This window comes from Sediminibacterium sp. C3 (assembly GCF_000508085.1).
Taxonomy (GTDB): domain Bacteria; phylum Bacteroidota; class Bacteroidia; order Chitinophagales; family Chitinophagaceae; genus Sediminibacterium.
Genome location: NZ_KI669560.1, coordinates 159,464 through 183,196 on the forward strand (window position 1 = coordinate 159,464; position 23,733 = coordinate 183,196).

18 protein-coding genes are annotated in these 23,733 nt (G+C 39.9%); 7 read left to right on the forward strand and 11 right to left on the reverse strand.

The genetic code is table 11. The annotated features are described in order from the left end of the window. Position 1 precedes the first annotated feature (1 nt). The 4 genes from hemL to F777_RS0100765 are packed head-to-tail and all read left to right on the forward strand — an operon-like array spanning position 2 to position 4,201. Complete coding sequence (hemL, locus tag F777_RS0100750) at positions 2 to 1,288, forward strand: glutamate-1-semialdehyde 2,1-aminomutase (RefSeq protein WP_037368983.1); 1,287 nt, start codon at positions 2 to 4, stop codon at positions 1,286 to 1,288. Next, positions 1,289 to 2,653 carry an oxygen-independent coproporphyrinogen III oxidase gene (gene hemN, locus F777_RS0100755; RefSeq protein ID WP_026750369.1) on the forward strand — a complete coding sequence of 455 codons (1,365 nt, stop codon included), beginning with the start codon at positions 1,289 to 1,291 and terminating at the stop codon, positions 2,651 to 2,653. Positions 2,654 to 2,657: 4 nt separating this feature from the next. Beyond that, entirely contained in the window at positions 2,658 to 3,680 is a 1,023-nt protein-coding gene (hemH, locus tag F777_RS0100760; RefSeq protein ID WP_026750370.1) for a ferrochelatase, read from the forward strand. After that, positions 3,677 to 4,201, forward strand: coding sequence for a CopD family protein (locus F777_RS0100765; protein ID WP_026750371.1), 525 nt, complete (start codon positions 3,677 to 3,679; stop codon positions 4,199 to 4,201). The genes hemH and F777_RS0100765 overlap by 4 nt, the downstream gene beginning before the upstream one ends. 15 nt (positions 4,202 to 4,216) lie before the next feature. Here F777_RS0100765 and F777_RS15195 read toward each other — a convergent pair whose 3' ends face one another. Continuing rightward, positions 4,217 to 6,634, reverse strand: a complete 2,418-nt coding sequence (locus F777_RS15195; RefSeq protein ID WP_071790290.1) for an alpha-L-rhamnosidase-related protein — start codon at positions 6,632 to 6,634, stop codon at positions 4,217 to 4,219. An 82-nt stretch (positions 6,635 to 6,716) separates the two neighbouring features. On the opposite strand from F777_RS15195, the gene F777_RS0100775 reads away from it, so the two are divergent. Beyond that, positions 6,717 to 8,138 (forward strand): hypothetical protein, encoded by a 1,422-nt coding sequence (locus F777_RS0100775; protein WP_026750372.1) that lies wholly within the window; start codon positions 6,717 to 6,719, stop codon positions 8,136 to 8,138. Between the two features lie 41 nt (positions 8,139 to 8,179). Further along, positions 8,180 to 8,740, forward strand: a complete 561-nt coding sequence (locus tag F777_RS0100780; protein ID WP_026750373.1) for a hypothetical protein — start codon at positions 8,180 to 8,182, stop codon at positions 8,738 to 8,740. On the opposite strand, the gene F777_RS0100785 is transcribed toward F777_RS0100780, so the two are convergent. Next, positions 8,737 to 10,047, reverse strand: coding sequence for a sugar porter family MFS transporter (locus tag F777_RS0100785; RefSeq protein ID WP_026750374.1), 1,311 nt, complete (start codon positions 10,045 to 10,047; stop codon positions 8,737 to 8,739). The genes F777_RS0100780 and F777_RS0100785 overlap by 4 nt on opposite strands. A 69-nt stretch (positions 10,048 to 10,116) precedes the next feature. Between F777_RS0100785 and F777_RS0100790 the strand changes: the two genes are divergently transcribed. Continuing rightward, positions 10,117 to 11,589, forward strand: coding sequence for an amidohydrolase (locus F777_RS0100790; protein ID WP_026750375.1), 1,473 nt, complete (start codon positions 10,117 to 10,119; stop codon positions 11,587 to 11,589). 14 nt (positions 11,590 to 11,603) lie between these two features. On the opposite strand, the gene thrC is transcribed toward F777_RS0100790, so the two are convergent. The 9 genes from thrC to F777_RS15200 form a co-directional block, all read right to left on the reverse strand. Next, on the reverse strand, positions 11,604 to 12,899 hold the full coding sequence (gene thrC, locus F777_RS0100795) for a threonine synthase (protein WP_026750376.1): 1,296 nt from the start codon (positions 12,897 to 12,899) through the stop codon (positions 11,604 to 11,606). Continuing rightward, the gene (locus F777_RS0100800; RefSeq protein WP_037368985.1) at positions 12,896 to 13,825 is read right to left on the reverse strand and encodes a homoserine kinase; all 930 of its coding nucleotides are present in this window, start codon (positions 13,823 to 13,825) and stop codon (positions 12,896 to 12,898) included. The genes thrC and F777_RS0100800 overlap by 4 nt, the downstream gene beginning before the upstream one ends. Before the next feature lies 1 nt (position 13,826). Next, positions 13,827 to 16,265: a bifunctional aspartate kinase/homoserine dehydrogenase I gene (gene thrA, locus F777_RS0100805; RefSeq protein WP_026750378.1), complete on the reverse strand. Its 2,439-nt coding sequence runs from the start codon at positions 16,263 to 16,265 to the stop codon at positions 13,827 to 13,829. A 10-nt stretch (positions 16,266 to 16,275) separates the two neighbouring features. Then, entirely contained in the window at positions 16,276 to 17,535 is a 1,260-nt protein-coding gene (gene ilvA, locus F777_RS0100810) for a threonine ammonia-lyase (protein WP_026750379.1), read from the reverse strand. Positions 17,536 to 17,549: 14 nt separating this feature from the next. After that, on the reverse strand, positions 17,550 to 19,034 hold the full coding sequence (ilvC, locus tag F777_RS0100815) for a ketol-acid reductoisomerase (protein WP_026750380.1): 1,485 nt from the start codon (positions 19,032 to 19,034) through the stop codon (positions 17,550 to 17,552). A 42-nt stretch (positions 19,035 to 19,076) separates the two neighbouring features. Further along, entirely contained in the window at positions 19,077 to 19,664 is a 588-nt protein-coding gene (gene ilvN, locus F777_RS0100820) for an acetolactate synthase small subunit (protein ID WP_026750381.1), read from the reverse strand. A 6-nt stretch (positions 19,665 to 19,670) separates the two neighbouring features. After that, positions 19,671 to 21,425 (reverse strand): biosynthetic-type acetolactate synthase large subunit, encoded by a 1,755-nt coding sequence (gene ilvB / locus F777_RS0100825; protein ID WP_026750382.1) that lies wholly within the window; start codon positions 21,423 to 21,425, stop codon positions 19,671 to 19,673. A gap of 9 nt (positions 21,426 to 21,434) precedes the next feature. Next, positions 21,435 to 23,114, reverse strand: a complete 1,680-nt coding sequence (gene ilvD / locus F777_RS0100830; protein ID WP_026750383.1) for a dihydroxy-acid dehydratase — start codon at positions 23,112 to 23,114, stop codon at positions 21,435 to 21,437. A 16-nt stretch (positions 23,115 to 23,130) separates the two neighbouring features. Further along, positions 23,131 to 23,733: aminotransferase class IV (locus F777_RS15200; RefSeq protein ID WP_037368987.1), on the reverse strand; the 603-nt coding region annotated here is incomplete at its 5' end.

Here is a 23,733-nt window from a genome sequence, read left to right on the forward strand (position 1 = left end):
AATGAATTTGATTAGTAATAGGCAAAAGAGTGAGGATTTATTTTCTTATGCAAAACTTTCAATTCCAGGCGGGGTAAATTCTCCAGTACGTGCATTTAAAAGTGTAGGCGGGAATCCAGTTTTTATGGAAAATGCAGAAGGAGCCTACATTTATGATGCTGATGGAAATAGTTATATAGATTATATAAATTCATGGGGTCCTATGATCTTAGGGCATAATCATCCAGTAGTAGTAGAGGCGGTAAAATCACAAGCCACAAAAGCGTTTTCCTTTGGTGCACCAACAGAAATGGAGACAAAGATGGCAGAATTAGTAAAGTCATTGGTGCAAAATGTTGAACTAATCCGTTTTGTCAGCAGTGGAACAGAAGCATGTATGAGTGCTTTACGTTTGGCAAGAGGATATACTGGAAAAAATAAGTTTATCAAGTTTGAAGGTTGCTATCATGGACACGCAGATCCCTTTTTGGTGAAAGCTGGAAGCGGAGTTGCAACATTTGACATACAAACGGTACCAGGCATTCCAGCGGGAGCAGCAATGGATACACTAACCGCAAAGTATAATGACCTGGACGGAGTTATTTCTTTATTTGAACAGAATAAAGATGAAATAGCGGCCGTTATCATAGAACCAGTAGCAGGTAATATGGGTTGTGTGTTACCGAAAGTAGGTTTCTTAGAAGGGTTGAGAAGTTTATGTACAGCTCACAATACAGTGCTCATTTTTGATGAAGTAATGACAGGTTTTAGATTAGCTGCTGGAGGTGCTCAGGAAAAATTAAATATAAAAGCCGACCTTATAACATTTGGTAAAATTATTGGAGGCGGACTTCCTGTTGGGGCATTTGGAGGGAAAAAAGAAATAATGGAATGTTTGGCTCCACTTGGAAAGGTTTACCAGGCGGGCACACTAAGTGGAAACCCTTTGGCTATGGCAGCAGGAATTGCAACGCTATCAATGTTAAAGAGTAACCCTTTGTGTTATAATCAACTTGAAGTCAAAACAATTCAATTAGCTAATGGAATACAAAATACCTTTTCAACAAAAGGAATCCCTGTAGTAGTAAACCAATTGGGGAGCATGATTAGTGTTTTCTTTTCTGAGCATCCAATAAACAACTTTGATGATGCATTAGCAACAGATATCCCTCTTTTTAATCGTTTCTTTCACCATATGCTCAATCAGGGTATCTATCTTCCACCTGCAGCATTTGAAACCTGGTTTGTCTCTACAGCAATCTCAGATTCAGAAATTGACCGAACTATCCTAGCCTTAAAATCATTTTAAATGAAAAAAGACCTTATTGAGTTATTAAATAAATACGACGTTCCGGTACCCAGATACACGAGTTACCCAACGGTACCTTACTGGAATAAACAAGCATTTAATACTGATAAATGGTTAGAAATAATCAAGAAAAGATTTGTAAATGAGCAAAATGAATTATCCCTTTATATTCATTTACCATTTTGTGAAGAGTTATGTACATATTGTGCCTGTAATAAAAGAATCACTAAGAACCATAGTACTGAAGCACCATATATTGAAGCTGTTTTAAAAGAATGGGAAATGTACTTGAACGTGTTCCCAGGCAACCCTATTATTCGTGAGATTCATCTTGGTGGGGGGACACCTACATTTTTTTCACCTGAACATTTGAAAAAATTAATTCAGGGGTTAGTCAAAGATTTTAAGATTTTCAAAGATCATGAATTCAGCATAGAAGTTCATCCTAATTACTCAACATTTGAGCATTTGCAAGCGCTTCGATCCGTTGGTTTCAATCGTATTAGCTTGGGTGTACAGGATTTTAATTATGATGTACAATATATAATCAACCGAATACAAACATTTGAAGAAACGAAAAGAGTAATTGATGAAGCTCGTCAATTGGGTTTTGAAAGTGTAAATCTTGATCTTATTTATGGCTTGCCTAAGCAAACACTTTCCTCAATTGAATACACGATAGAACAAACAAAATTATTAATGCCCGACAGAATAGCTTTTTATTCGTATGCACATGTTCCATGGAAATCTAAAGGACAACGCAGATATAGTGATGAAGATGTACCAGCTGCTGCAGAAAAAATTGCTATGTATAGCTTGGGGAATGCCATGTTGAGTGAAGCAGGTTTCAAAAGCATTGGTATGGATCATTTTGCATTGCCTTCTGACAAATTAGTAAAATCATATAACAATGGCAGCTTACACAGAAACTTTATGGGCTATACTACAACAAATAATAAATTATTAGTTGGCTTAGGCACCTCCAGTATAAGTGATAGTTGGGAAGCATTTGCCCAAAATGATAAAGAAGTTGAGTCTTATCAGGATAAAATTAATTCTGGTAATTGGGCTTTTGTTAGTGGTCATATTTTATCAGACTTAGATATTAAGATTCGCAAACTGATAATAGACATAATGTGTCAGGGGAATTTAGCATTAGATACTTCATTTTTTTCAGAACAGCACCTTTTTTATATACAGAAAAAATGGAATGAAATGGAAGAAGATGGATTAATCAACTGGAATGAATTAAGATTATTCGTACAACCAGAAGGAAGATTATTCATTAGAAATATCACATCAGTTATAGATCAATATCTATTTGAAGCAGGTATATCAAAAAATCAATTCAGTAAAGCTTTGTAATACAATGGGAAAGAAAATTTTATTGCTTGGAAATCTAGGATCCCCTAATACTCCTACTACAGAAGATGTTCGAAGATATCTAGATGAATTTCTGATGGATGAACGAGTAATCGATATTCCATTTCTATTAAGATATATTTTGGTTAAGGGAATAATTGTGCCTTTCCGAGCTCCGAAAAGTGCAAAGAAATATAAAACCATTTGGACAAAAGCAGGTTCACCATTGATAACAATAACCAATCAATTAGCTGCATTAGTTCAAGAAAAAACAAGCATGCCGGTTTATGTTTGTATGCGTTATGCTAATCCAACTCCAAAATTTTCCTTAGATGCCATTCAACGAGAACATCCTGATGCAGAAGAGGTGATTTTTCTCCCCTTATATCCACATTATGCCATGAGTAGCTATGAAACAGCTGTTGAGCACGTTAAAGCAAATCATGAGCAAGGGAGTTATTCTTTTAAGCTTTCAGTTATCAAGCCCTATTACAAAGATGAAAAATATATACATGCTTTAGCTGAATCCATTCGTCCATTCTTGAAAGAAAAATACGACCATATATTATTTAGTTATCATGGCATTCCGGTTCGACATCTCAAAAAAACGGATTCAACAAAAAAACATTGTATTACTTGTGATAATTGTTGTAATACAGCTTCAGAAGCACATGAAGTATGTTATCGTCATCAAGTAAAAGTTACAACTGAACTTGTAGCTCAAAAACTAGGCATAAAAGAAAACGAATTTAGTTTATCATTTCAATCGCGCCTGGGTAGTGATAAGTGGCTACAGCCTTATACAGCTGAGCAGTTGAAGCAATTTCCCCAAAAAGGAATTAAAAATCTACTTGTTGTTTCACCCGCATTTGTAAGTGATTGTTTGGAGACACTAGAAGAAATACATGTTGAAGGCAAAGAAGAATTTGAAGAAAGTGGAGGAGAACATTTTGTAACTGTTCCTTGTCTCAATACCGATACATTATGGATTGAAGCTATTGATCATTTAATTAAAAAACATCTGTCATGAGCTTTTTTTATATAAAAGCTTTACATATAATTTTTGTAGTCACCTGGTTTAGTGGAATGTTTTATTTATGTAGGCTCTTTATTTATCAGCGTGAAGCAATAGGCAAATCTGAGATAGAAAAAAATATTCTGCTATCTCAATTTGAAATTATGACAAAGAGACTGTTATATGCCATAACATTACCCTCAGCAGTAATTACATTAGTACTTGGCACTTCGCTTCTTTCTTATTATCCTGTAATTCCTGGTTGGCTATGGATTAAAATTTCATTTGTTGTATTACTATTTATTTACCATTTATCGTTACATGTTATTTATAAAAAACATTCAAAAAGAATTTTCATTTATACAAGCCAGCAGTTACGGCTATGGAATGAAGTGCCGACTGTATTATTAATGTCAATAGTTATGCTAGTAGTTGTAAGAGAAAAGATGAGTTTGGTTTATGGGCTAATGGGAATTGTGGGATTAAGTTCAATAATAATTATCACGATTAAGATTTATAAAGTAATAAGAAATTAAACTTGCATAGTATAATTAATAGGACAATGCTATTTCTGCATTAGGTTCTCTTATAATAAGTTGCCAGAATCCATCTTTCCATTGTGGCTGAACTGATTTATTATTTACCATACAGATAGAAAAATGATTTGATGGCAATCTAAAAATTATTCGCCATCCAGATTGTTGACAGTTGATTTTATAGGTAAGTTTATTCTGCACTTTACTAAAAGAAACTGAAATCCGATTATCACCAACTGGAATGTTTGTTAAAGAACCGTGGGTTAAAGAATCGGGCAATACAGGAGTAATCATTATCTCTTTATTGAAAGCCTTGGGGTGTAACCCAAAGAACTGTTTAACAATGGGTACTCCATAAGCGTATACATTCCATGCCTGGGTCATCATGCCATAATCGGGAGAAACTTCGTACATGGAACCAGGCAAAGCGTAGCCGAATGTTTTATCCACCTTTTTCAATAGCGCATAAGCCTCATTGGGTCTTCCATAATTATTTTCGGCAATAATCTGAACAGCAGTCGGCAAAGTCATTACGGTGCCTGTATAAGTAAAATCATTTTTCCCTACAGCTGCTGCATAAGAATATTCCTTCTCGTCTCTTTTTACATTCTTATCAATTCCTGTTACATACATGCCAAAAGAATTGGAAAATTTCTTTGCCGTATTCAATGCTTTAATGGCATTTTCTCTGGGAGCAATACCGGTTTCCAAAGGCGTATTCACTACCCAGTTATGATGCATCACAAATCCTTTAGGCTGATTACTGGTATCCTTTCTTGTTTGCCCCTGCATTTCTTTCAAGGCATTTACTGCCCAGGTATTTCCCAGCGTATCTGCCCGGACTATTGCATCAGTCATTAATTGCAATGCCTGTGTTTTAGTAGCAATGAAATCGGCATAGGATTGATTTTTTTCTACCCAGAATTTTGTGTTGATTGTCTGCTGAATTAAATCTGCTTTTTGCTGATAGTCTTTTGCCAGACTCGGCTTTTTTAGCAATAAAGCCATTTGGGCGGCATCCGCAAACGCTTTCTGCGTGTAAGTGGCAACATCTATCATTTCAGAAGTCAGCCCGTGTATTTCCATCATGCCTGCTCCATCCGGTAATAAATTATGATCTGCATCATTCTCATTCAAAACCCAGTTCAACCCTTTTACAACTGCAGGAAAATATTTCTCAAGAAATGCCTTATCACCTGTCCAGCAAAATACTTCCCATAATAAAGAAATAAACTGCGGTGTTTCGTTTACATTGCCTGGATTGAATACGGCACCATTGGTAGACACTTCATGTACAATTCTGCCATTACCATTATGCTTCTCAGAAATGCGCTGTATTAAATCAATAGAACTATATACCAGTTCTTTCTGGCCCATGGCAATCAAAGCCTTTAATGTATAAGCCATATCACCTCCAAACCACCAGGGGTAATCGGGTAGTCCGGCCACGATGCCTCTCCCCATTCCGTCAACATCTGCAATCAACCAATCACTATTATATTTCAACCACTCAAAACTTCTCGTTAATGAAGCATCGTTTAGCTGTAGTTTGGCAACCGAATTCATTTCTTTCAGGCGCTTTATTTTCTTTTCCAACAATGCATAGGCAGATTGTTGCAGTGTTTCATAAGCAGCTGTCGCACGCTCCTTTGATTGGGCAGATCCTGCAATCACAAAAGGCAGTGAAACGGATTGATTGGGAGCTATTGTCAATTCGTAATTCGTTACGTTTACTGTTGTATTGACTTTTTCAGTCACTTGCCTTTTTACTGGAACAGCAGAAATATTGGCAGCACTTCCAAAAACCAGCCACCAGGGATTCAGCGAATCCTTTACGATCCATCTTTGACTATGCTTATCAAAAAGTGCATGGTCTTGTGAATTAACCATACCGGTTCTCTCGCCTAGCCAAACAGGCATAAGATTGGATATAGCTTCAAATTCAAAATTCAATTGTCTTTTGTGTTTACCCTTATTGGTGATTTTATACTCAACATACAAAGCTCCTAGTTGATCGGGCACAAACTGAAATCGTTCTACAATAAGTTCTGAATCATTAATATTGAAAACATGCTTATTACCAAAGGGGTAATTGATAAAAGAATCAGCTTTGTTGAGTAATACAGATTTCTGGCCCATGAACAGTCTCGCATTGAATCCATCCATCAGTTTAATTGGGTGATGCCAGATTCCACCCATTTCTCCCTTAACATGCCAGCCTAAGTCTGGGAAACTACCATCCTGGTGTCCTACCATATACAATTTATCACCTGTGGTATTATAAGGTGTTTCCAGAAAAGCGGGCTTGCCGGCTAGAGAAAAGTGATTTTTAAATAAAGGACTCACTGATTGATCAGCCGGACCTTGTGCAATAGGAAATAAATAGCTCAAACAGAAGGCGCTGATGAGTAGTATTGACTTTAGAACTGGCATAATGAACGGAATTAAGCATACCGTTTAGACGGTATCTAATTAAAATTAATGGAAGTTAGTTTTACTTACTAATTATCCAATCATGCTCACAAGAAAATTTCACTATCTAATCCTGTCACTTTTGTTTATTTCTTTTGGCGAAATAACCCTTTCGCAAAATGGAGAAGTATATATTAGTGAGATGTATAAATACAGAATCCTTAGTGCAAAAGGAATAGTACTGGAAGCCCCCATGGTAAAAGACAAAGAAACAAAGAAAAAGGTTAGTAAAAGCCTACAGGATGGTTGGGGATATTCTGGATCAGAGGCAAAAAACCTCTTGAATGGGTTAGAAAAAGAAGGTCAGCCAGTATGGATTCAAGATGGCATTAGTGAAGAAGAGGAAAAAGTTATTCAAACCCTAAATGGGTATAGCGTAAGAGCATTAACAAACGAATATCAGGTTTTACTATTTTTTCCATCAGTGAACGGCCATTTACCAGCTGAATATCGTTTCAAGGAATCCTTTTCTTTGGTGGTAGGGCATTACTATGTTGTTCTAGACAGCTACTATTCTACAATACTAGAAACTGCTGATACCAGTAAGCCAATAAAAAAATTGCAAGCTTATACAAATTATCCTGTTCAAGTAAATAAATTAAACACTTATAAAGAATCAACTTCCTCCTATGTTACAAGACCTCCTGAATGGCAATTAAAAGCAGCCAGAATGAAAAGACTTTTTCAAGTGGATTCAACTGGTATTTTAAGAACAGAAAATGCCAACCTCTGGCCGAAAGGATTAACCAACTTATCTGCTGAAAATTTGGCCAAATTAAAAGCCTATTATCTTTTTAGTTACTGGGTCAATAAAACAGAATATTTGTATATCAGAATACCAGGAAAAGAGAATGCATCCATTTTCCCGGAAATGGGATTCTTAGCCAACCATGACTTGTATTATACCGTTGAGAATAATAGCAATTATATTACCTGGACTGGAGCAAAGCCAGCAAAAGATTTCAGGATTAAAAACATTATTGAAGTGATGCAAAAAACAATGATTGCCTTTGAAAATCACGACGACTACAGGGATTTATATAAACCCGGAGGAAAATGGGATACCAATGAAAAAGGTGCTGGTTTAATGCCAACTGAGCTGTATGTATTGCATTCAAAAGCCGCTGGTCAGGTTATACATAGAAACGATAAATTTCGAACGTATCAGTTCATGACGCCATTGGAAAAAAGTGCCAACAGAATTGATGCTGCCTTCACCGCTTATGAATTGGCAATGCAGGTAGCCGAAGAAGCTAAATTGATTTTCAAGCCGGGTAGCGAAGCAATTGAGTTTAAATTATCTGAACGCAGGAATTTAAATGATGGTGTATTATATGCATTAGAATATAAAAACGACAACCTTGTAGGCAAGAATAAATTCCAGTTATTTGTCATAATGAGCACGAATGATGTAGTATGGCTGAATCATGTTTTCAGAAATGAGATCTACGGTTATTTATTTTAACGCATAAAAATGTAAAGCTGTAAATTGTTCAAAATTGAAAAATGAAATATTTCTCTTTAATAGCTTTATTTATATCAATCAACGGTTTTGCTCAAAAAACCAAAAGCCCTATTGATAGTTTCTGGACTACGCTTCAACAGCATTGTGGCAAAGCTTATGAAGGAACCATTGTAAGTGGCGCTACTCCTGATTTCAGCAACAAAAAACTAACCATGCATGTAAAAGCCTGTGCAGAAAATAGCATCAGGATACCTTTTAACGTGGGAGATAACCGATCCAGAACCTGGGTGCTTACGCGCAGTAAGAATAATATAACACTAAAGCATGACCATCGACACGAAGATGGTTCTGAAGATAAAGTAACCCAATACGGTGGCACAAGCACCAATCAGGGATTTGAGCACATGCAGATCTTCCCTGCTGATATTCAAACACAAAAAACAATACCTGCAGCCGCTTCCAATGTATGGTGGATTACCATCAATGATAGCAGCTTCACTTATAACCTGAGAAGAATTGGGTCTGACAGACTATTCACTGTTTCCTTTAATCTAAAGCAACCCATAGAAGCGCCATTGGCTCCCTGGGGCTGGAAAGATTAATGCAGTACCACGGTACCACCCATATCTTCCAGCGCAACACCTTTGGTTTCGGGCATCATTTTCCACACATACAATAACTGCAACACCATCATAAAGGCAAAGAATCCAAATATCACCGTACCGGAAACATTTGCGGCAAAATAAGGAAACACCTGTGCAATCAATGCGGCAAAAACCCAGTGCACCAGGCATCCAAATGAAGTACCACTGGCACGAACAGAATTAGGGAATAACTCTGACAGGAACACCCATATCACAGCACCCTGGCCAACTGCGTGCGCTGCTATGAACATGAATACATAATACACAACCATGGAATGATCGGTACTGTTAAAGGATACCGCAATCATTGAAAGTGAAATAATATATCCTGCTGAGCCGATAAACATCAATACCCTTCTTCCATATCGGTCAATCAGATACCAGCCCGCTATGGTGAAAATCAAATTCATTACACCAATACCAACGGTTGATAACAATGCACCTTCTCTGCCAATGCCAGCCATTTCAAAAACCTTGGGAGCAAAATAAATGATGGCATTGATGCCTGATAGCTGATTAAAGAAAGCAATTAAAAAAGCCAGTAATAATGGTTTAAAAAATTTCTTATTGAACAAAGGTTCTGTGGTGGCTTTCCCTACCGATGCTTTTATATCTGCAATCACTTTGGGCGCATCTTCTCCTGTTAAAGCCAGTACTTTTGCTGCAGCAGCATCGTCTTTTTTAAAGAGTACCAACCACCTGGGTGTTTCAGGTGTGATCACCATTAATAAAGAAAAGAACAAAGAAGGAATGGCCACTACGCCCAACATCCATCGCCAGTCATTTTCACCACCAACACCAGCCAATAAATAATTAGAGAAATAAGCAATCAAAATTCCTGCCACCACATTCAGCTGGAAAGAAATGACCATTCTTCCTCTGTACTTGGGAGGAGCAATCTCAGAAATGTATACAGGCGCTACTACAGAAGAAGCGCCAATGCTCAGTCCACTTACAAAGCGGAAAAACATAAATGCATACACATTGGTTGCCAGTGCTGCACCAACTGAGGTAACCAGAAATAAAATGCCTATCCAGATAAGGGTTTGCTTTCTGCCAATTTTATTCGCAGGGATATTTCCCAAAGCTGCACCAAATGCCGTTCCATACAATGCCATGGCAATAGCTGTTCCATGCATCCAGTCAGACAAGGACCAGAGCTGCTGAATGGCTTGTTCGGCTCCGGATATAACAGCTACATCTAATCCAAAAAGGAATCCTCCCAGACCAACGGTAATTGACCAGATTGCTAACTTATTATTCATGGCAAGTTTTGTTCAAAGTAATTTATTCAATAAATGAATGCTGAACAAAATAAACCGAAATTTGATGCCATGAAAAAGATATTAGCCATCTGTCTGCTTTTTGCGCTGAATAGCTATGGACAGAAAAAAAATGCTGCAACAAATACCAATAATGCTGCAAATCAGCAATTGAATGGACTGAAAGAGAAAACCCTTTCTATGCTGGATGCCAGTTATGCTGCTGATAAAAAAACAGCATTACAAATCTGGGACTATGCAGAATTGGGATATAAGGAAAATAAAAGTGCAGCCTTACATGTACAGAATCTAAAAGACGCAGGTTTTACGGTAGAAACAGGCGTTGCAGGTATTCCAACGGCTTTTGTAGCGACTTATGGATCGGGCAGCCCTGTTATCGGTATCCTTGCTGAGTACGATGCACTACCGGGCTTAGCGCAGGAAGCAGTGCCTGAAAAAAAATCCATTGATGGAAAAACAGGAGGCCATGGATGCGGTCATCATTTATTCGGGACCGCCTCTGTGTCTGCAGGCATTGCCATTAAAAAATTGATTGAAGAAAAGAAAATGACAGGCACCATCAAAGTATATGGTTGTCCTGCCGAGGAAGGTGGCAGCGGTAAGGTATATATGGTTAGAGAAGGATTGTTCAAGAATGTTGATGCGGTAATTCACTGGCATCCTGCCAATCAGAACAGGGTAATCATGACCAGTTTCATTGCTAATAAATCTGCCAAGTTCCGTTTTAACGGAATTGCTTCCCATGCCGCCATGTCTCCTGAAAATGGCCGCTCTGCTTTGGATGCAGTAGAAGCCCTGAACCATATGGCCAATATGATGCGAGAGCATATTCCACAGGAGACCCGCATTCATTATGTAATAACCAATGGTGGAAAAGCACCGAATGTAGTACCGGATTTTGCAGAAGTATATTATTATGTACGTCATCCCAAAAGAGAAGTAGCTGTAGATGTATTTGACAGAATTACCAAAGCAGCAGAAGGAGCAGCATTGGGTACAGGCACCAAAATGAGTTATGAAATTGTTGGTGGCACGCACGATTTGCTGATCAATAAAACCCTGGCCGAACTCATGCAGGATAACCTGACTAAAACCGGAGGAGTAAATTATACAGAAGAAGAAAAAGCTTTCGGTAAAAAAATTCAGGCCAGCTTTATTGGGAATGCACCACCAATTGAAGAAGCAGCTACCATCAAACCATTGCAGAAAGAAGCAGATGCAGGTGGCGGTTCCAGCGATGTAAGTGATGTGAGCTATGTAGTACCAACGGTGGGATTAGAAGCCGCTACCTGGATTCCGGGTACTTCAGCGCATAGCTGGCAAGCCGTTGCCTGTGGCGGAACAGAGATTGGCACAAAAGGAATGTTAGTGGCTGCCAAAACGATGGCCTTAACAGTTATTGACCTATTCAATAAGCCAGCAGTGATTCAAAAAGCAAAAGAAGAATTCATAAAGAGTGTAGGAACCTATCAATACAAGCCTTTACTGGGCAACAGAAAACCTGCACTCAACTACAGAGACTAATCAGGTTATATTTATTATCTGCTCAACAGATATTCCTTAAAAGAAGCATAGTCCTTTTGCATGGGTATGCTTCTTTTTTGTTTGCCAAATAGTTCCATCGCCGCAGGGAGGATTGGGGCCTCTATTCCGGCAGCTTCTTTTACTGCTTCAGGAAACTTTACTGGATGAGCTGTTTCTAAAATATAGCCCCTGGCATTTTTATTTGCCTGCTGATATTGCGACAATGCTGCATAAGCCACTGCCCCATGCGGGTCCAGCAAATAACCATATTGCTGATACACTTTTTGAATCGTTTCCAAAGTTACTTCATCCGTAATGGTATAGCCCGACACCATGCGCTGTAGTGTATCATAATCCTGATTCATCAATTCCATGATTCGGATAAAATTGCTGGGATTGCCTACATCCATGGCATTAGACAAAGTAGATACACTGGGCTTAATTTGGTATGCACCTGTTTTTAAATAAGCAGGAACTGTATCGTTCACATTACATGCGGCTATAAAATGTTGTACAGGCAATCCTGTTTTATGCGCCATAATCCCTGCGCAAAGATTTCCAAAATTGCCGCTTGGCACAGCAATCACAGGAGGCTTATCGTACTCCCATTGCTGATGGGCTAAAAAATAATAAATCTGCTGAGAAAGCCATCTGGCTACATTGATAGAATTGGCTGAGCTCAGATTCATTCTGGAATAAATAGCTTCATCCATAAACGCTTCTTTCACCAGCGCCTGACAATCATCAAAGCTTCCGTTTATTTCCAGTGTAGTGATATTGGATCCGCAGGTAGTCAATTGTAGTTCCTGTACAGGACTTACTTTACCAGATGGATACAGAATAACCACTTCAATTCCTTCAACACCCAAAAAGCCATTAGCCACAGCACCGCCCGTATCACCGGAAGTGGCTACCAAAATCGTAGTTGGGGCTGTTGCATTGCTGGAAAAAAAGGAAAGACAACGACTCATGAATCTGGCACCTACATCTTTAAAAGCAAACGTGGGACCATGAAATAATTCCAAAGAAGCAATATCTTCATGAATAGTATGCAAAGGAAAGGGGAAAGCAATGGTTTCTGTAACTATCTCCTGTAATACATTTTTTGGAATGGTGTCACCAACGAAAGGCTCCATTACGCGAAAAGCAATTTCTTCTTTTGAAAAATTCCGAAGCTGCTGAATAAACGGAGTTGAATGTTGGGGAATCCTTTCAGGAAAATACAATCCCTTATCAGGCGCCTGTCCTCTTAAAGTAGCTTCCCTGAAATCTACTGAAGGTGATTGCTTATTTAAACTATAGTATTTCATGAAGCTTCACTTAAAAGAATTCCGCGAGTATTGATTGTTGTTAAATAAGTATGATAACCCAGACCAATTTGATCATAGATCTGTCGCATGGCCATTTCAACAGATTTGGCAGTACTTTCATTGGTACTTAACATGAATATAGAAGGGCCTGAACCGGAAATTCCACCTCCCAGTGCACCCAGTTCTTTACTCACTCTTTTAATTTTATCAAATGCAGGGATTAGTATACTGCGGGTAGGCTCAATTAAAAAGTCTTCCAAAGATCTTCCGATTAAATCATAATCACCTTGCTCCAAGCCCGCTACAAGGCCTGCAATATTGCCCCACTGCTTAATGGCATCTTTCAACAATACCTGCTGCTTTAATATGCTTCTGGCATCCGATGTTTTTACTTCAATCTGAGGATGAATAATGGTAACATATAAATCGGGCACATTCAACTTCACAATATCCAGCGGAAAAACAGAACGAATTAAAGTAACACCTCCATAAATACAAGGAGCAATATTGTCTGCGTGTTTTACACCCGAAGCCAGCTTTTCTCCATTCATCGCAAATTTTACCAACTCTTCATTAGAAAAAGGGGAACCCAGTAGCGCATTGGCACCTGCTACTGCCCCTGCTGAACTCGCCGCACTGGAACCAACTCCACTTCCTGGCTTGATCTGTTTATTAATCTTCAGCTTAAATCCTACCGGCCGCTCATATGCTTCCATCAAAGCAAGCAAGGCTGCGCCAGCTACATTTTGCAAAGGGTCTGTTGGTAAATTAAAATCGTCTTCGTTCTCTATCACAATACCTGGCGCTTCGGTTAATTCAATATGCATAATATCGTAGGGCTCGTGAACGGCAAAGCCAAGCACGTCAAAACCACAAACCATATTGGCAACAGTAGCAGGACTATGTATCGTAATTCTTTTACCCATTTTATGCCACACGAATAATATCTGCAAATACACCGGAAGCAGTAACTTCTGCACCCGCTCCTGCCCCCTTAATTACCAATGGTTGTTCAGGATACCTTTCTGTATAAAAAAGTACCAGATTATCTTTTCCATATAAATGATAGAAATCGGAGTGAGCTGGAATTTCCTGCAATCCAACTTTGGCAGTTCCATTATTGTATTCTGCAACAAATTTTAATTTGGCATGATTGGCATGGGCAGATTCATATAACTTTTTAAAATGCTGCTCCTGCTTTTCCATTTCTTCGTAAAAATCAGCGACTGTACCTTCAAAGCAACTTGCGGGCAAAAAAGCTTCATTGGTAATCTCTTCCATTTCCATCATCTCCCCGGCCTCTCTGGCGAGAATCATTATTTTTCGCATTACATCAGTTCCACCCAAATCCAGTCTTGGATCCGGCTCTGTATAACCTTCGTCCTGTGCGCGCTTTACTACTTGTGCAAATGGAATAGTGCCGTCATAATGATTGAATACAAAATTTAAAGTGCCGGATAGAACCGCCTGTATTCGGGTAATTTTATCTCCGCTTCGCATCAGATCATTCAGCGTGCCAATGATCGGCAATCCTGCTCCCACATTGGTTTCAAAAAGAAAACGTGTATTATAGGTTCTGGCCAGGTTCTTTAACTTCTTATAATTTTCATAGCTGGAAGAGCAGGCTATTTTATTACAAGCAACTACGGCAACACTTTTGGCTAACAATGTACCGTATACAGAAGCTACTATTTCATTGGCTGTTACGTCTACAAACACACTGTTGCGTAGGTTTTTTTCAATGATAGCTGCAACAAAACCGTGAATATTCATTTCCGGTGATGCATCTAAAACCGATTTCCAGTTATTCAGGTCAATTCCGGCATCGTCCAAAAGGGAACGTTTGCTATTCGCAATTCCGACTACCTGAATTTGCACACGCATATGATCTTTTAAATACTGTAATTGCTGGTTCAGTTGACTCAAAAGTTTTCCTCCTACATTACCAGCCCCTGCAATAAATACATTCAGTTGCTTATAGGTTGTTTCAAAGAAATCCTCGTGTAATACATTGATTGCCTTTTTAACATCGCCCGCGGCAATAACGGCTGATATATTTTTCTCAGAAGAACCCTGTGCAATGGCTCTCACATTAATACCATTTCTACCCAGGCCACCAAACATTCTGCCACTAATGCCTGGCAAACTTTTCATTTGTTCTCCTACAACAGCTATAATGCTTAATCCGGTTTCTACCGAAACAGGATTTACTTTCCCATTGTCAATTTCATAAGCAAAAAAAGCATCAATAGCTTGTTGTGCCGTATTCGCATCTGCTTCATTGATGGCCACACAGATAGAATACTCGGAAGAACTCTGCGTAATCAATATAACATTGATCCGGTTCAAGGCCAGTACTTCAAACAAGCGCTTACTAAATCCTGGTATACCAATCATCCCACTTCCTTCCAAACTCAATAAAGCAATTCTGTTTATACTGGAAATTCCTCTTACCACTTCCGAATTGGCAACCGCATGTTGCTGAATAACGGTACCTGCCGCATCTGGCTCAAATGTATTCTTCACCCAAACCGGAATATTTTTTTTCATCACCGGCTGAATGGTAGGAGGATAAATGATCTTAGCTCCAAAATGAGAAAGCTCCATGGCTTCCTCATAGGAAATGGCTTCAATGGGTCTGGGGTTCTGCACCAAACGCGGATCTGCTGTCATCATACCCGTAACATCCGTCCAGATTTCAAGCGCAGTAGCATCTGTTGCAGCAGCAAAAATGGCTCCGGTATAATCAGATCCACCTCTGCCCAGGGTAGTGGTATATCCTTTTTCATTGGCAGCTATAAAACCGGGAGCTACATATAAATCAGTCTTATTGTTTTTCAAAAAAGAAAGTATTCGCTGATTCGTCTTATCAAATTGCACACTAGCATTTCCATGTAAATCATTGGTTACAATCAATTGTCTGGAGTCTGCCCATACCGGAGCGGTATTCATTTCCTTGAGCGCAGCCGTAATAATAAAAGAGGAAAGTAATTCACCATAACTTACCAAACGATCCTGTATCCTGGCAGACAATTCTCCCAATAAAAAAATACCGTCACAGATTCTTTCCAGTTCATTCAATTGTTGTTTCACCCAACTTAAAGTGGCACTCTGATTTTGTATAGGCAATAAACCCCTTACTGCTTCCAGGTGTTTCAGTTCAAGTTCCTGAATTTGTTCTTTATAGGATTCATCACCGGCAGCTGCTTTAGCACCAATACCGATTAGCTGATCTGTTACTCCACCTAATGCAGACACTACTAAAATAACTGGCTCTTTTTGTACAGCCTTTGCCACAATGGCTGTTACCTTACTGATATTGACAGCATTGGCAACAGAACTTCCTCCAAACTTTAATACCTGCATAAACACTTAATTAAATTAAATACCCGAATAAATTATCATTCTTATTGATGGGCGTAAAATTGATATGATAGCGCTGCATGTTTTCCAGCAAACGCTCATAATCCGCTTTATCCTGCATTTCAATACCTACTAAGGCAGGACCTGTTTCCTTGTTGTGCTTTTGCATGTATTCAAAACGAACAATATCATCGGTTGGGCCCAGCACATGATTCACAAACTCTTTTAACGCACCTGGTCTCTGAGCAAAACGGATCAGGAAAAAATGTTTCAGACCTTCAAATTGCAAAGACCTTTCTTTAATCTCCTGCATGCGGTCAATATCATTGTTGCTTCCGCTTACAATACATACCACTTTCTTTCCCTTGATGGCTTCACTGAAATTGTCCAGTGCAGCCACGGACAAAGCGCCTGCTGGTTCAACTACAATAGCATCTTCATTGTATAATTTCAATATGGTAGAGCAAACTTTGCCCTCATTCACCAATACCATTTCATCAATAACTTCTTTGCAAATCTCAAAAGGATAATCACCCACTCTTTTAACGGCTGCGCCGTCCACAAAGGGATCAATGCTGTCTAACTTCACAGGTGCTCCCTGTTTCAATGCCTCCGACATGGACGGAGCCCCTTCGGGTTCAACGCCAATTATTTTTGTATTGGGAGATGAAACATTAAAATATGCTCCTAATCCTGCAATCAATCCACCGCCACCAACGGGAGCAAACAAATAATCGATGCCCTGCAAATCTTCCAGAATCTCAACACCCACAGTGGCCTGACCTTCTATCACTTTAGGATGATCGAATGGGGGAATAAAAGTCATGCCATTGGACTCAGTAAATGCCTTGGCTGCGGCTGCACAGTCGTCAAAAGTGTCTCCCACCAGCTTGATCTCAATATTTCCATCCCCAAACATTTTTGTTTGTCTCACTTTCTGATTGGGCGTAATGATGGGCATAAAAACAATACCTTGAATATTCAGCACTTTGCAACTATAAGCAAAACCCTGTGCATGGTTGCCCGCACTGGCACAAACCACTCCTTTCGCCCTCTGATCTTCCGGCAAACTACTGATCATATTGTACGCGCCTCTTAATTTATAAGATCGTACAATTTGCAAGTCTTCCCGCTTTAAATAAACCGAACAATTGTATTTCTTAGACAGGGAATCATTGTAAATAAGCGGTGTATGTTTTACTACTTCTTTCAATTTTTCTCTTGCAGCTGCAATGTCTAAGCCAAAGCCAGGCTTGGTGGTTTGATTTCCCATCTTTTTACTCCTACTTATAGATTACTGGCGATGGTTTTCATATCGGTCATCGCCTGTCTTAATTTTTCTCCAACAATTTCTACCGGATGGTATCTGATGACTGCATTTACGGCTATCAGGGTTTTATTGTCCACCCCGTTGTCTTTTCCTTCATTAAAATTTTTACCAATTACATCTGTATCAATTTTTGTCATGAAGTTGGCCAATAAAGGCTTGCAGGCATGATCAAATAAATAACAGCCATATTCTGCCGTATCCGAAATAACGCGGTTCATTTCGTACAATTTCTTTCTGGCAATGGTATTGGCAATCAGCGGGGTTTCATGTAATGACTCATAATACGCAGACTCTTCCTTAATACCAGCTTCTACCATGGTTTCAAAAGCCAGCTCTACGCCGGATCTCACGAATGCCACCATCAGCAATCCATTATCAAAGAACTCCTGTTCAGATATTTTCATATTTCCAGCCGCTGTTTTTTCAAAGGCTGTTTCACCTGTTGCTTCTCGCCAGGTCAATAATTTTTTATCTCCATTGGCCCAGTCTTCCATCATACCCGAAGAAAATGCACCGCTCATAATATCATCCTGGTGCTTCTGGAATAAGGGGCGCATAATTTCTTTCAGTTCTTCAGAAAGTTCAAAGGCTTTCAACTTTGCCGGGTTGGATAAGCGATCCATCATGGCAGTAATACCGCCCTGCTTCAAAGCCTCTGTAATCACTTCCCAGCCATACTGAATGAGTTTAGCCGCATAGCCTGCATTGATTCCTTTTTCAACCATTTTATTGAAAGACAAAATAGACCCAGTCTGAAGCAAGCCACATAAAATGGTTTGCTCACCCATTAAATCTGATTTCACTTCCGCAACAAAAGAGGATTTCAATACACCAGCTCTATGACCACCGGTTGCCACACAATAGGCTTTTGCATAATCCCACCCCTTTCCTTCCGGATCGTTTTCAGGATGAACTGCAATCAGGGTAGGCACGCCAAAACCACGCTTGTATTCTTCGCGCACTTCTGTACCCGGACATTTGGGGGCAACCATGATTACCGTAATATCTTTTCTAATCTGCATGCCTTCTTCCACAATATTGAATCCATGAGAATAAGAAAGTGTTGCACCTTTTTTCATCAGAGGCATAACCGCCGCAATAACAGAACTGTGTTGTTTGTCCGGCGTCAGATTGATTACTACATCAGCCGTTGGAATCAATTCTTCATAAGTGCCAACTTTGAAATTATTTTCAGTTGCATTTACATATGAAGCACGTTTTTGCTCAATTGCCTCTTTACGCAAAGCATAGGAAATATCTAATCCGGAATCGCGCATATTCAATCCCTGATTCAACCCCTGTGCTCCGCAACCAATGATTACCAGTTTTTTCCCAACCAATGCATTGATGCCATCCGCAAAAGCAGCTTTGTCCATGAATTCGCAAACACCCAGCTGATTCAGCTGCTCGCGTAAAGGAAGAGAATTGAAATAATTTGCCATAGTATCTTGTTTATTGTTGTTTGTTATTTTTTTTATTAGGATTTACATAGTGAAAACAGCCTGCCCCTGATTGAGGAATTCATTCTCTACTAATTCTTCTGCAGGTTCAACAGCTTCGAACTCTTTAATTTTTTCGTGAAAACCGCTACTCGCTTTAATGATAGCAATTCTGGCGGTGCGTACAAATTCAATAAGTCCGTAAGGCTCCAGAAAATGAATCAACCTATCGGTTTCTTCCCGGTGACCGGTTGTCTCAAAAATGGTATAGTCCTTTCTGATTACAACCGCTCTTGCGCCATATTCACGAAGCAATCTTTCCACTTTCAGTTTTTCGGCTACTGCATCCGTAGGCACTTTATACAATGCCATTTCCTGCCAGATGATTTCCTCGTTGGTATTAAAATAGGCTTTCAAAACTTCCACCTGTTTTTCAATCTGGAAGCAAAGCTTTCTTACTACTTCTTCTGTTTCATTTATTACAATGGTAAAACGGTGAATAGATTCTACTTCGGAAGGAGAAACATTAAGACTGTCAATATTGATTTTTCTTCTGCTGAAAATAATCGCAATTCGATTCAGCAGACCTACCTGATTTTCTGTATAAACCGTTATGGTAAATTCTTTTTTCATTGCTAATTATTTTAAACGGATTTCTGAAACACTACAACCCTGTGGTACCATCGGGAAAACATTATTTTCTTTACCTACCATTACTTCCAGCAAGTAAGAACCTTCTGATTGCAGCATATTTGACAAAGCAGTTCTTAAATCATTTCTTTCAGACACACTGGAACCTGCAATGCCGTAGGCTTTTGCCAACTGAACATAATCGGGGCTTTGTATATCTACAAATGAATAGCGTTTGTCATTGAACAATTCCTGCCACTGACGAACCATTCCTAAGAATCGATTGTTCAGGATCAGGATTTTTACATTCAACCCCGTTTGCATAATGGTTCCCAATTCCTGCAAAGTCATCTGAAAACCACCATCTCCAATAATGGCAACCACCGTTCTTTCAGGTGCGCCAAATTTGGCACCAATAGCGGCTGGTAAGGCAAAGCCCATGGTACCCAAGCCACCTGAAGTAATATTACTTTTTGATTGATTGAATTTTGCATAGCGACAAGCAACCATCTGGTGCTGCCCTACATCCGTAACAATGATGGCATCTCCATGGGTGAGTTCATTCAGTTGCTGAACTACTTCACCCATAGTCATTTCACCTGACTTCGGAAATAATTCTGCATCCATCACTGCTGCTTTTTCTTCGGCAGTGTATTGATTAAATAAAGCCAGCCAATCCTTGTGTTGCTTTTCTTCAACCAGCTGTGTGAGCAGCGGCAGTGTTTCTTTACAATCCCCCCAAACCGGCACAGCTACTTTTACGTTTTTATTAATTTCTGCGGGATCAATATCGAGATGAATAATTTGAGCCTGTTTCGCATACTTGTCTAACCGGCCTGTAACACGGTCATCAAAACGCATTCCCACAGCTATTAAAACATCGCAGTCATTGGTCAATACATTGGGCCCATAATTGCCATGCATGCCCAACATACCCACATTCTGCGGATGGTCAGTTGGCAATGCACTTAATCCCAATATGGTCCAGGCAGCAGGAATACCAGACTTTTCAATGAAAGCCTTAAACTCCTTTTCTGCCTTACCCAGAATTACCCCCTGGCCAAAAATTACAAATGGTTTCTTTGCCTGGTTAATCAGTCTGGCAGCTTCTTCAATATATTCTTTTCTTACAATCGGCTTGGGGCGATAACTGCGAATATGATTACATCGCGTATACCCTTCGTAATTGAATTTCTGAATCTGCGCGTTCTTACTGATATCAATCAATACCGGACCCGGTCTTCCGGAGCGGGCAATATAAAATGCTTTTGCCAGCACATGTGGTATTTCTGTTGCATCAGTAATCTGATAATTCCACTTGGTTACAGGTGTAGTGATATTGACTACATCCGTTTCCTGAAATGCATCGGTTCCCAGCAAATGCGCAAACACTTGTCCTGTAATACAAACCAGCGGTGTGCTGTCGATCATGGCATCTGCAAGCCCGGTTACCAAGTTGGTAGCACCTGGTCCGCTGGTAGCAAATACCACTCCAACCTTACCGCTGCTTCTTGCATATCCTTGTCCAGCGTGTATGCCACCTTGCTCATGTCTTACCAATATATGTTTCAGCTTATCATGATAATCGTACAGAGCATCATAGATGGGCATGATGGCACCGCCAGGATAACCGAATATGGTATCTACTCCCTCATGTATGCAGGCTTCTAAAACCGCTTGCGAGCCGGATAGTTCGCGAACAACTGCTTCTTTTGTTGCAGTAAGTGTTTCTTTCTTTGTTGACAAGTCCAATGTAGTACTCATAAAAATATTTTAAGCTTCATCGGTTACACAACCCTGAGAAGCGTCTTTAACAGATTTGGCGTATTTAAACAATAGACCTTTGGTGGCTTTCAAAGCAGGTTTACTCCATTTTTTTCTCCGCGCTTCAATAATATCTTCTGCTACTTTCAGTGTCATTTTTTTGGTGGCAACATTCAATTCAATGATATCGTCGTCTTCTACCAATCCAATTAATCCGCCATTCACCGCTTCCGGTGTAATATGCCCCACTACAAACCCATGCGTACCGCCACTGAATCGGCCATCGGTAATTAAGGCAACTGACTTCCCTAATCCGGCCCCAATAATGGCAGAAGTAGGTTTCAGCATTTCAGGCATACCGGGAGCTCCCACCGGACCTACATTTTTAATGACAACCACATCACCCGGTTGAATTTTTCCGCTATTGATTCCTTCAATCAACGCATGTTCGCCATCAAATACCCTGGCAGGACCTTCAAACAATTCTCCTTCCTTGCCACTGATTTTGGCTACGCTTCCACCGGTTGCGAGATTGCCATATAGAATCTGTAAATGCCCGGTAGCTTTTACGGGTGATTCTATTGGAAGTATAATTTTCTGTTGATCAAAATCCAGATCCGGAACTGAAACCAGATTCTCTGCCAATGTTTTACCAGTGACCGTTAAGCAGTCCCCATGCAAGAATCCTTTCTGCAATAAATATTTCATTACAGCAGGTACACCGCCATACTGATGTAAATCCTGCATTAAATATTTTCCGCTCGGTTTAAAATCTGCCAACACAGGAACCCGGTCGGATAGGGTTTGAAAATCATCCTGTGTTAATGCAACTCCCACACTCTTTGCCATGGCAATCATATGCAATACGGCATTGGTACTTCCGCCCAGCGCCATGATAATCGTAATGGCATTTTCAAATGCTTTACGGGTCATGATATCTGAAGGAAGAATATTTTTTTCCATTAATACTTTAATGGCTTTACCTGCTGCCAAACATTCGTCTTTCTTCTCAGCACTCAAAGCCGGATTGGACGAAGAGAAGGGCAAACTCATGCCCAATGCTTCAATGGCAGATGCCATGGTATTGGCCGTGTACATACCACCACAAGCTCCGGCTCCGGGACATGCATGCTTGATGATTCCTTTGAAATCATTTTCATCCAATTGTCCTGCCAGTTTTTGCCCCAAGGCTTCAAAGGCGGAAACAATATTTAAATCCTGTCCCTTATAATGACCTGGCGCAATGGTTCCACCATACACCATAATCGCAGGCCGGTTTAAACGTCCCATGGCAATTAAGGCACCAGGCATATTTTTATCACAACCAGGAATGGCGATGAGTGAATCATAATACTGCGCACCACAAACCGCTTCTATGGAATCAGCAATCACATCCCTGCTCACCAAAGAATAGCGCATTCCATCGGTACCATTGCTCATTCCATCACTTACCCCGATGGTATTAAAGATCAATCCTACTAAATCATTTTCCCAAACACCCTGCTTTACCAGCTTAGCCAGATCATTCAAATGCATATTACAAGTGTTGCCATCATAACCCATACTCACTACTCCCACTTGTGCTTTCTGCAAATCTTCATCGGTTAAACCAATCCCATAAAACATGGCCTGCGCAGCGGGCTGCGTAGGATCCTGGGTAATGGTTTTACTGTATTTGTTCAATTCCATTGTATCGTTTTAAAAACTAATTAGTCAAAGGTTTAACCACCAGTTGCTTGTAAGCCTGCTGTACCTGAAAGCTTTTGGTTTCCGAAAAAGGTTTGGGAAAAATATATTCGTCCAGCGATTGCCATCCAATAACCTCAGCCGCAGTGCCACAGAAAAAAGCAGCATCGGCAGCTTTAATATCCTGCATTGTATACGTCCCTTCTCTTACTTCAATACCCAATTGAGCACAGATTTCTAAAACAGTAGCCCTGGTTATACCAGCCAGAATATGTCCGGGTTGGGGCGTGAACAAGACACCGTCTTTTTCAAAAAACAAATTGGCTCCCGGACCTTCTGCCAAATGATCATTCATATCCAGCAAAAAAGCTTCATCGTAACCTTTGTCTTTTGCTTCCTGACTGGCTAAAATGGAATTCACATAATGCCCGGCTGCTTTTGCATGAATCTTAAAAGCTTTTGGATTGGGGCGCTGAAAAGAAGAAGTCATCATGCGCAATAATTTATCCCCTAAAAAAGGGGCCATTTCCCAGGCTTCAATAAAAACAAAGGATTCGGTATTGCGTGCAAAACTCATATTGGCAGGCGCATACACAACAGGACGTATATAGGCATCTCCCAG

What these genes read in the sequence shown, in the direction of transcription:
- F777_RS0100800 (WP_037368985.1), bottom strand. Translation starts at nt 13,825, where the DNA reads ATGGGTAAAAGAATTACGATACATAGTCCTGCTACTGTTGCCAATATG.
- F777_RS0100790 (WP_026750375.1), top strand. Translation starts at nt 10,117, where the DNA reads ATGAAAAAGATATTAGCCATCTGTCTGCTTTTTGCGCTGAATAGCTAT.
- F777_RS0100765 (WP_026750371.1), top strand. Translation starts at nt 3,677, where the DNA reads ATGAGCTTTTTTTATATAAAAGCTTTACATATAATTTTTGTAGTCACC.
- ilvD (WP_026750383.1), bottom strand. Translation starts at nt 23,114, where the DNA reads ATGGAATTGAACAAATACAGTAAAACCATTACCCAGGATCCTACGCAG.
- hemN (WP_026750369.1), top strand. Translation starts at nt 1,289, where the DNA reads ATGAAAAAAGACCTTATTGAGTTATTAAATAAATACGACGTTCCGGTA.
- ilvB (WP_026750382.1), bottom strand. Translation starts at nt 21,425, where the DNA reads ATGAGTACTACATTGGACTTGTCAACAAAGAAAGAAACACTTACTGCA.
- thrC (WP_026750376.1), bottom strand. Translation starts at nt 12,899, where the DNA reads ATGAAATACTATAGTTTAAATAAGCAATCACCTTCAGTAGATTTCAGG.
- thrA (WP_026750378.1), bottom strand. Translation starts at nt 16,265, where the DNA reads ATGCAGGTATTAAAGTTTGGAGGAAGTTCTGTTGCCAATGCTGTCAAT.
- F777_RS0100775 (WP_026750372.1), top strand. Translation starts at nt 6,717, where the DNA reads ATGCTCACAAGAAAATTTCACTATCTAATCCTGTCACTTTTGTTTATT.
- ilvC (WP_026750380.1), bottom strand. Translation starts at nt 19,034, where the DNA reads ATGGCAAATTATTTCAATTCTCTTCCTTTACGCGAGCAGCTGAATCAG.
- F777_RS0100785 (WP_026750374.1), bottom strand. Translation starts at nt 10,047, where the DNA reads ATGAATAATAAGTTAGCAATCTGGTCAATTACCGTTGGTCTGGGAGGA.
- ilvA (WP_026750379.1), bottom strand. Translation starts at nt 17,535, where the DNA reads ATGGGAAATCAAACCACCAAGCCTGGCTTTGGCTTAGACATTGCAGCT.
- F777_RS15195 (WP_071790290.1), bottom strand. Translation starts at nt 6,634, where the DNA reads ATGCCAGTTCTAAAGTCAATACTACTCATCAGCGCCTTCTGTTTGAGC.
- F777_RS0100780 (WP_026750373.1), top strand. Translation starts at nt 8,180, where the DNA reads ATGAAATATTTCTCTTTAATAGCTTTATTTATATCAATCAACGGTTTT.
- ilvN (WP_026750381.1), bottom strand. Translation starts at nt 19,664, where the DNA reads ATGAAAAAAGAATTTACCATAACGGTTTATACAGAAAATCAGGTAGGT.
- hemL (WP_037368983.1), top strand. Translation starts at nt 2, where the DNA reads ATGAATTTGATTAGTAATAGGCAAAAGAGTGAGGATTTATTTTCTTAT.
- hemH (WP_026750370.1), top strand. Translation starts at nt 2,658, where the DNA reads ATGGGAAAGAAAATTTTATTGCTTGGAAATCTAGGATCCCCTAATACT.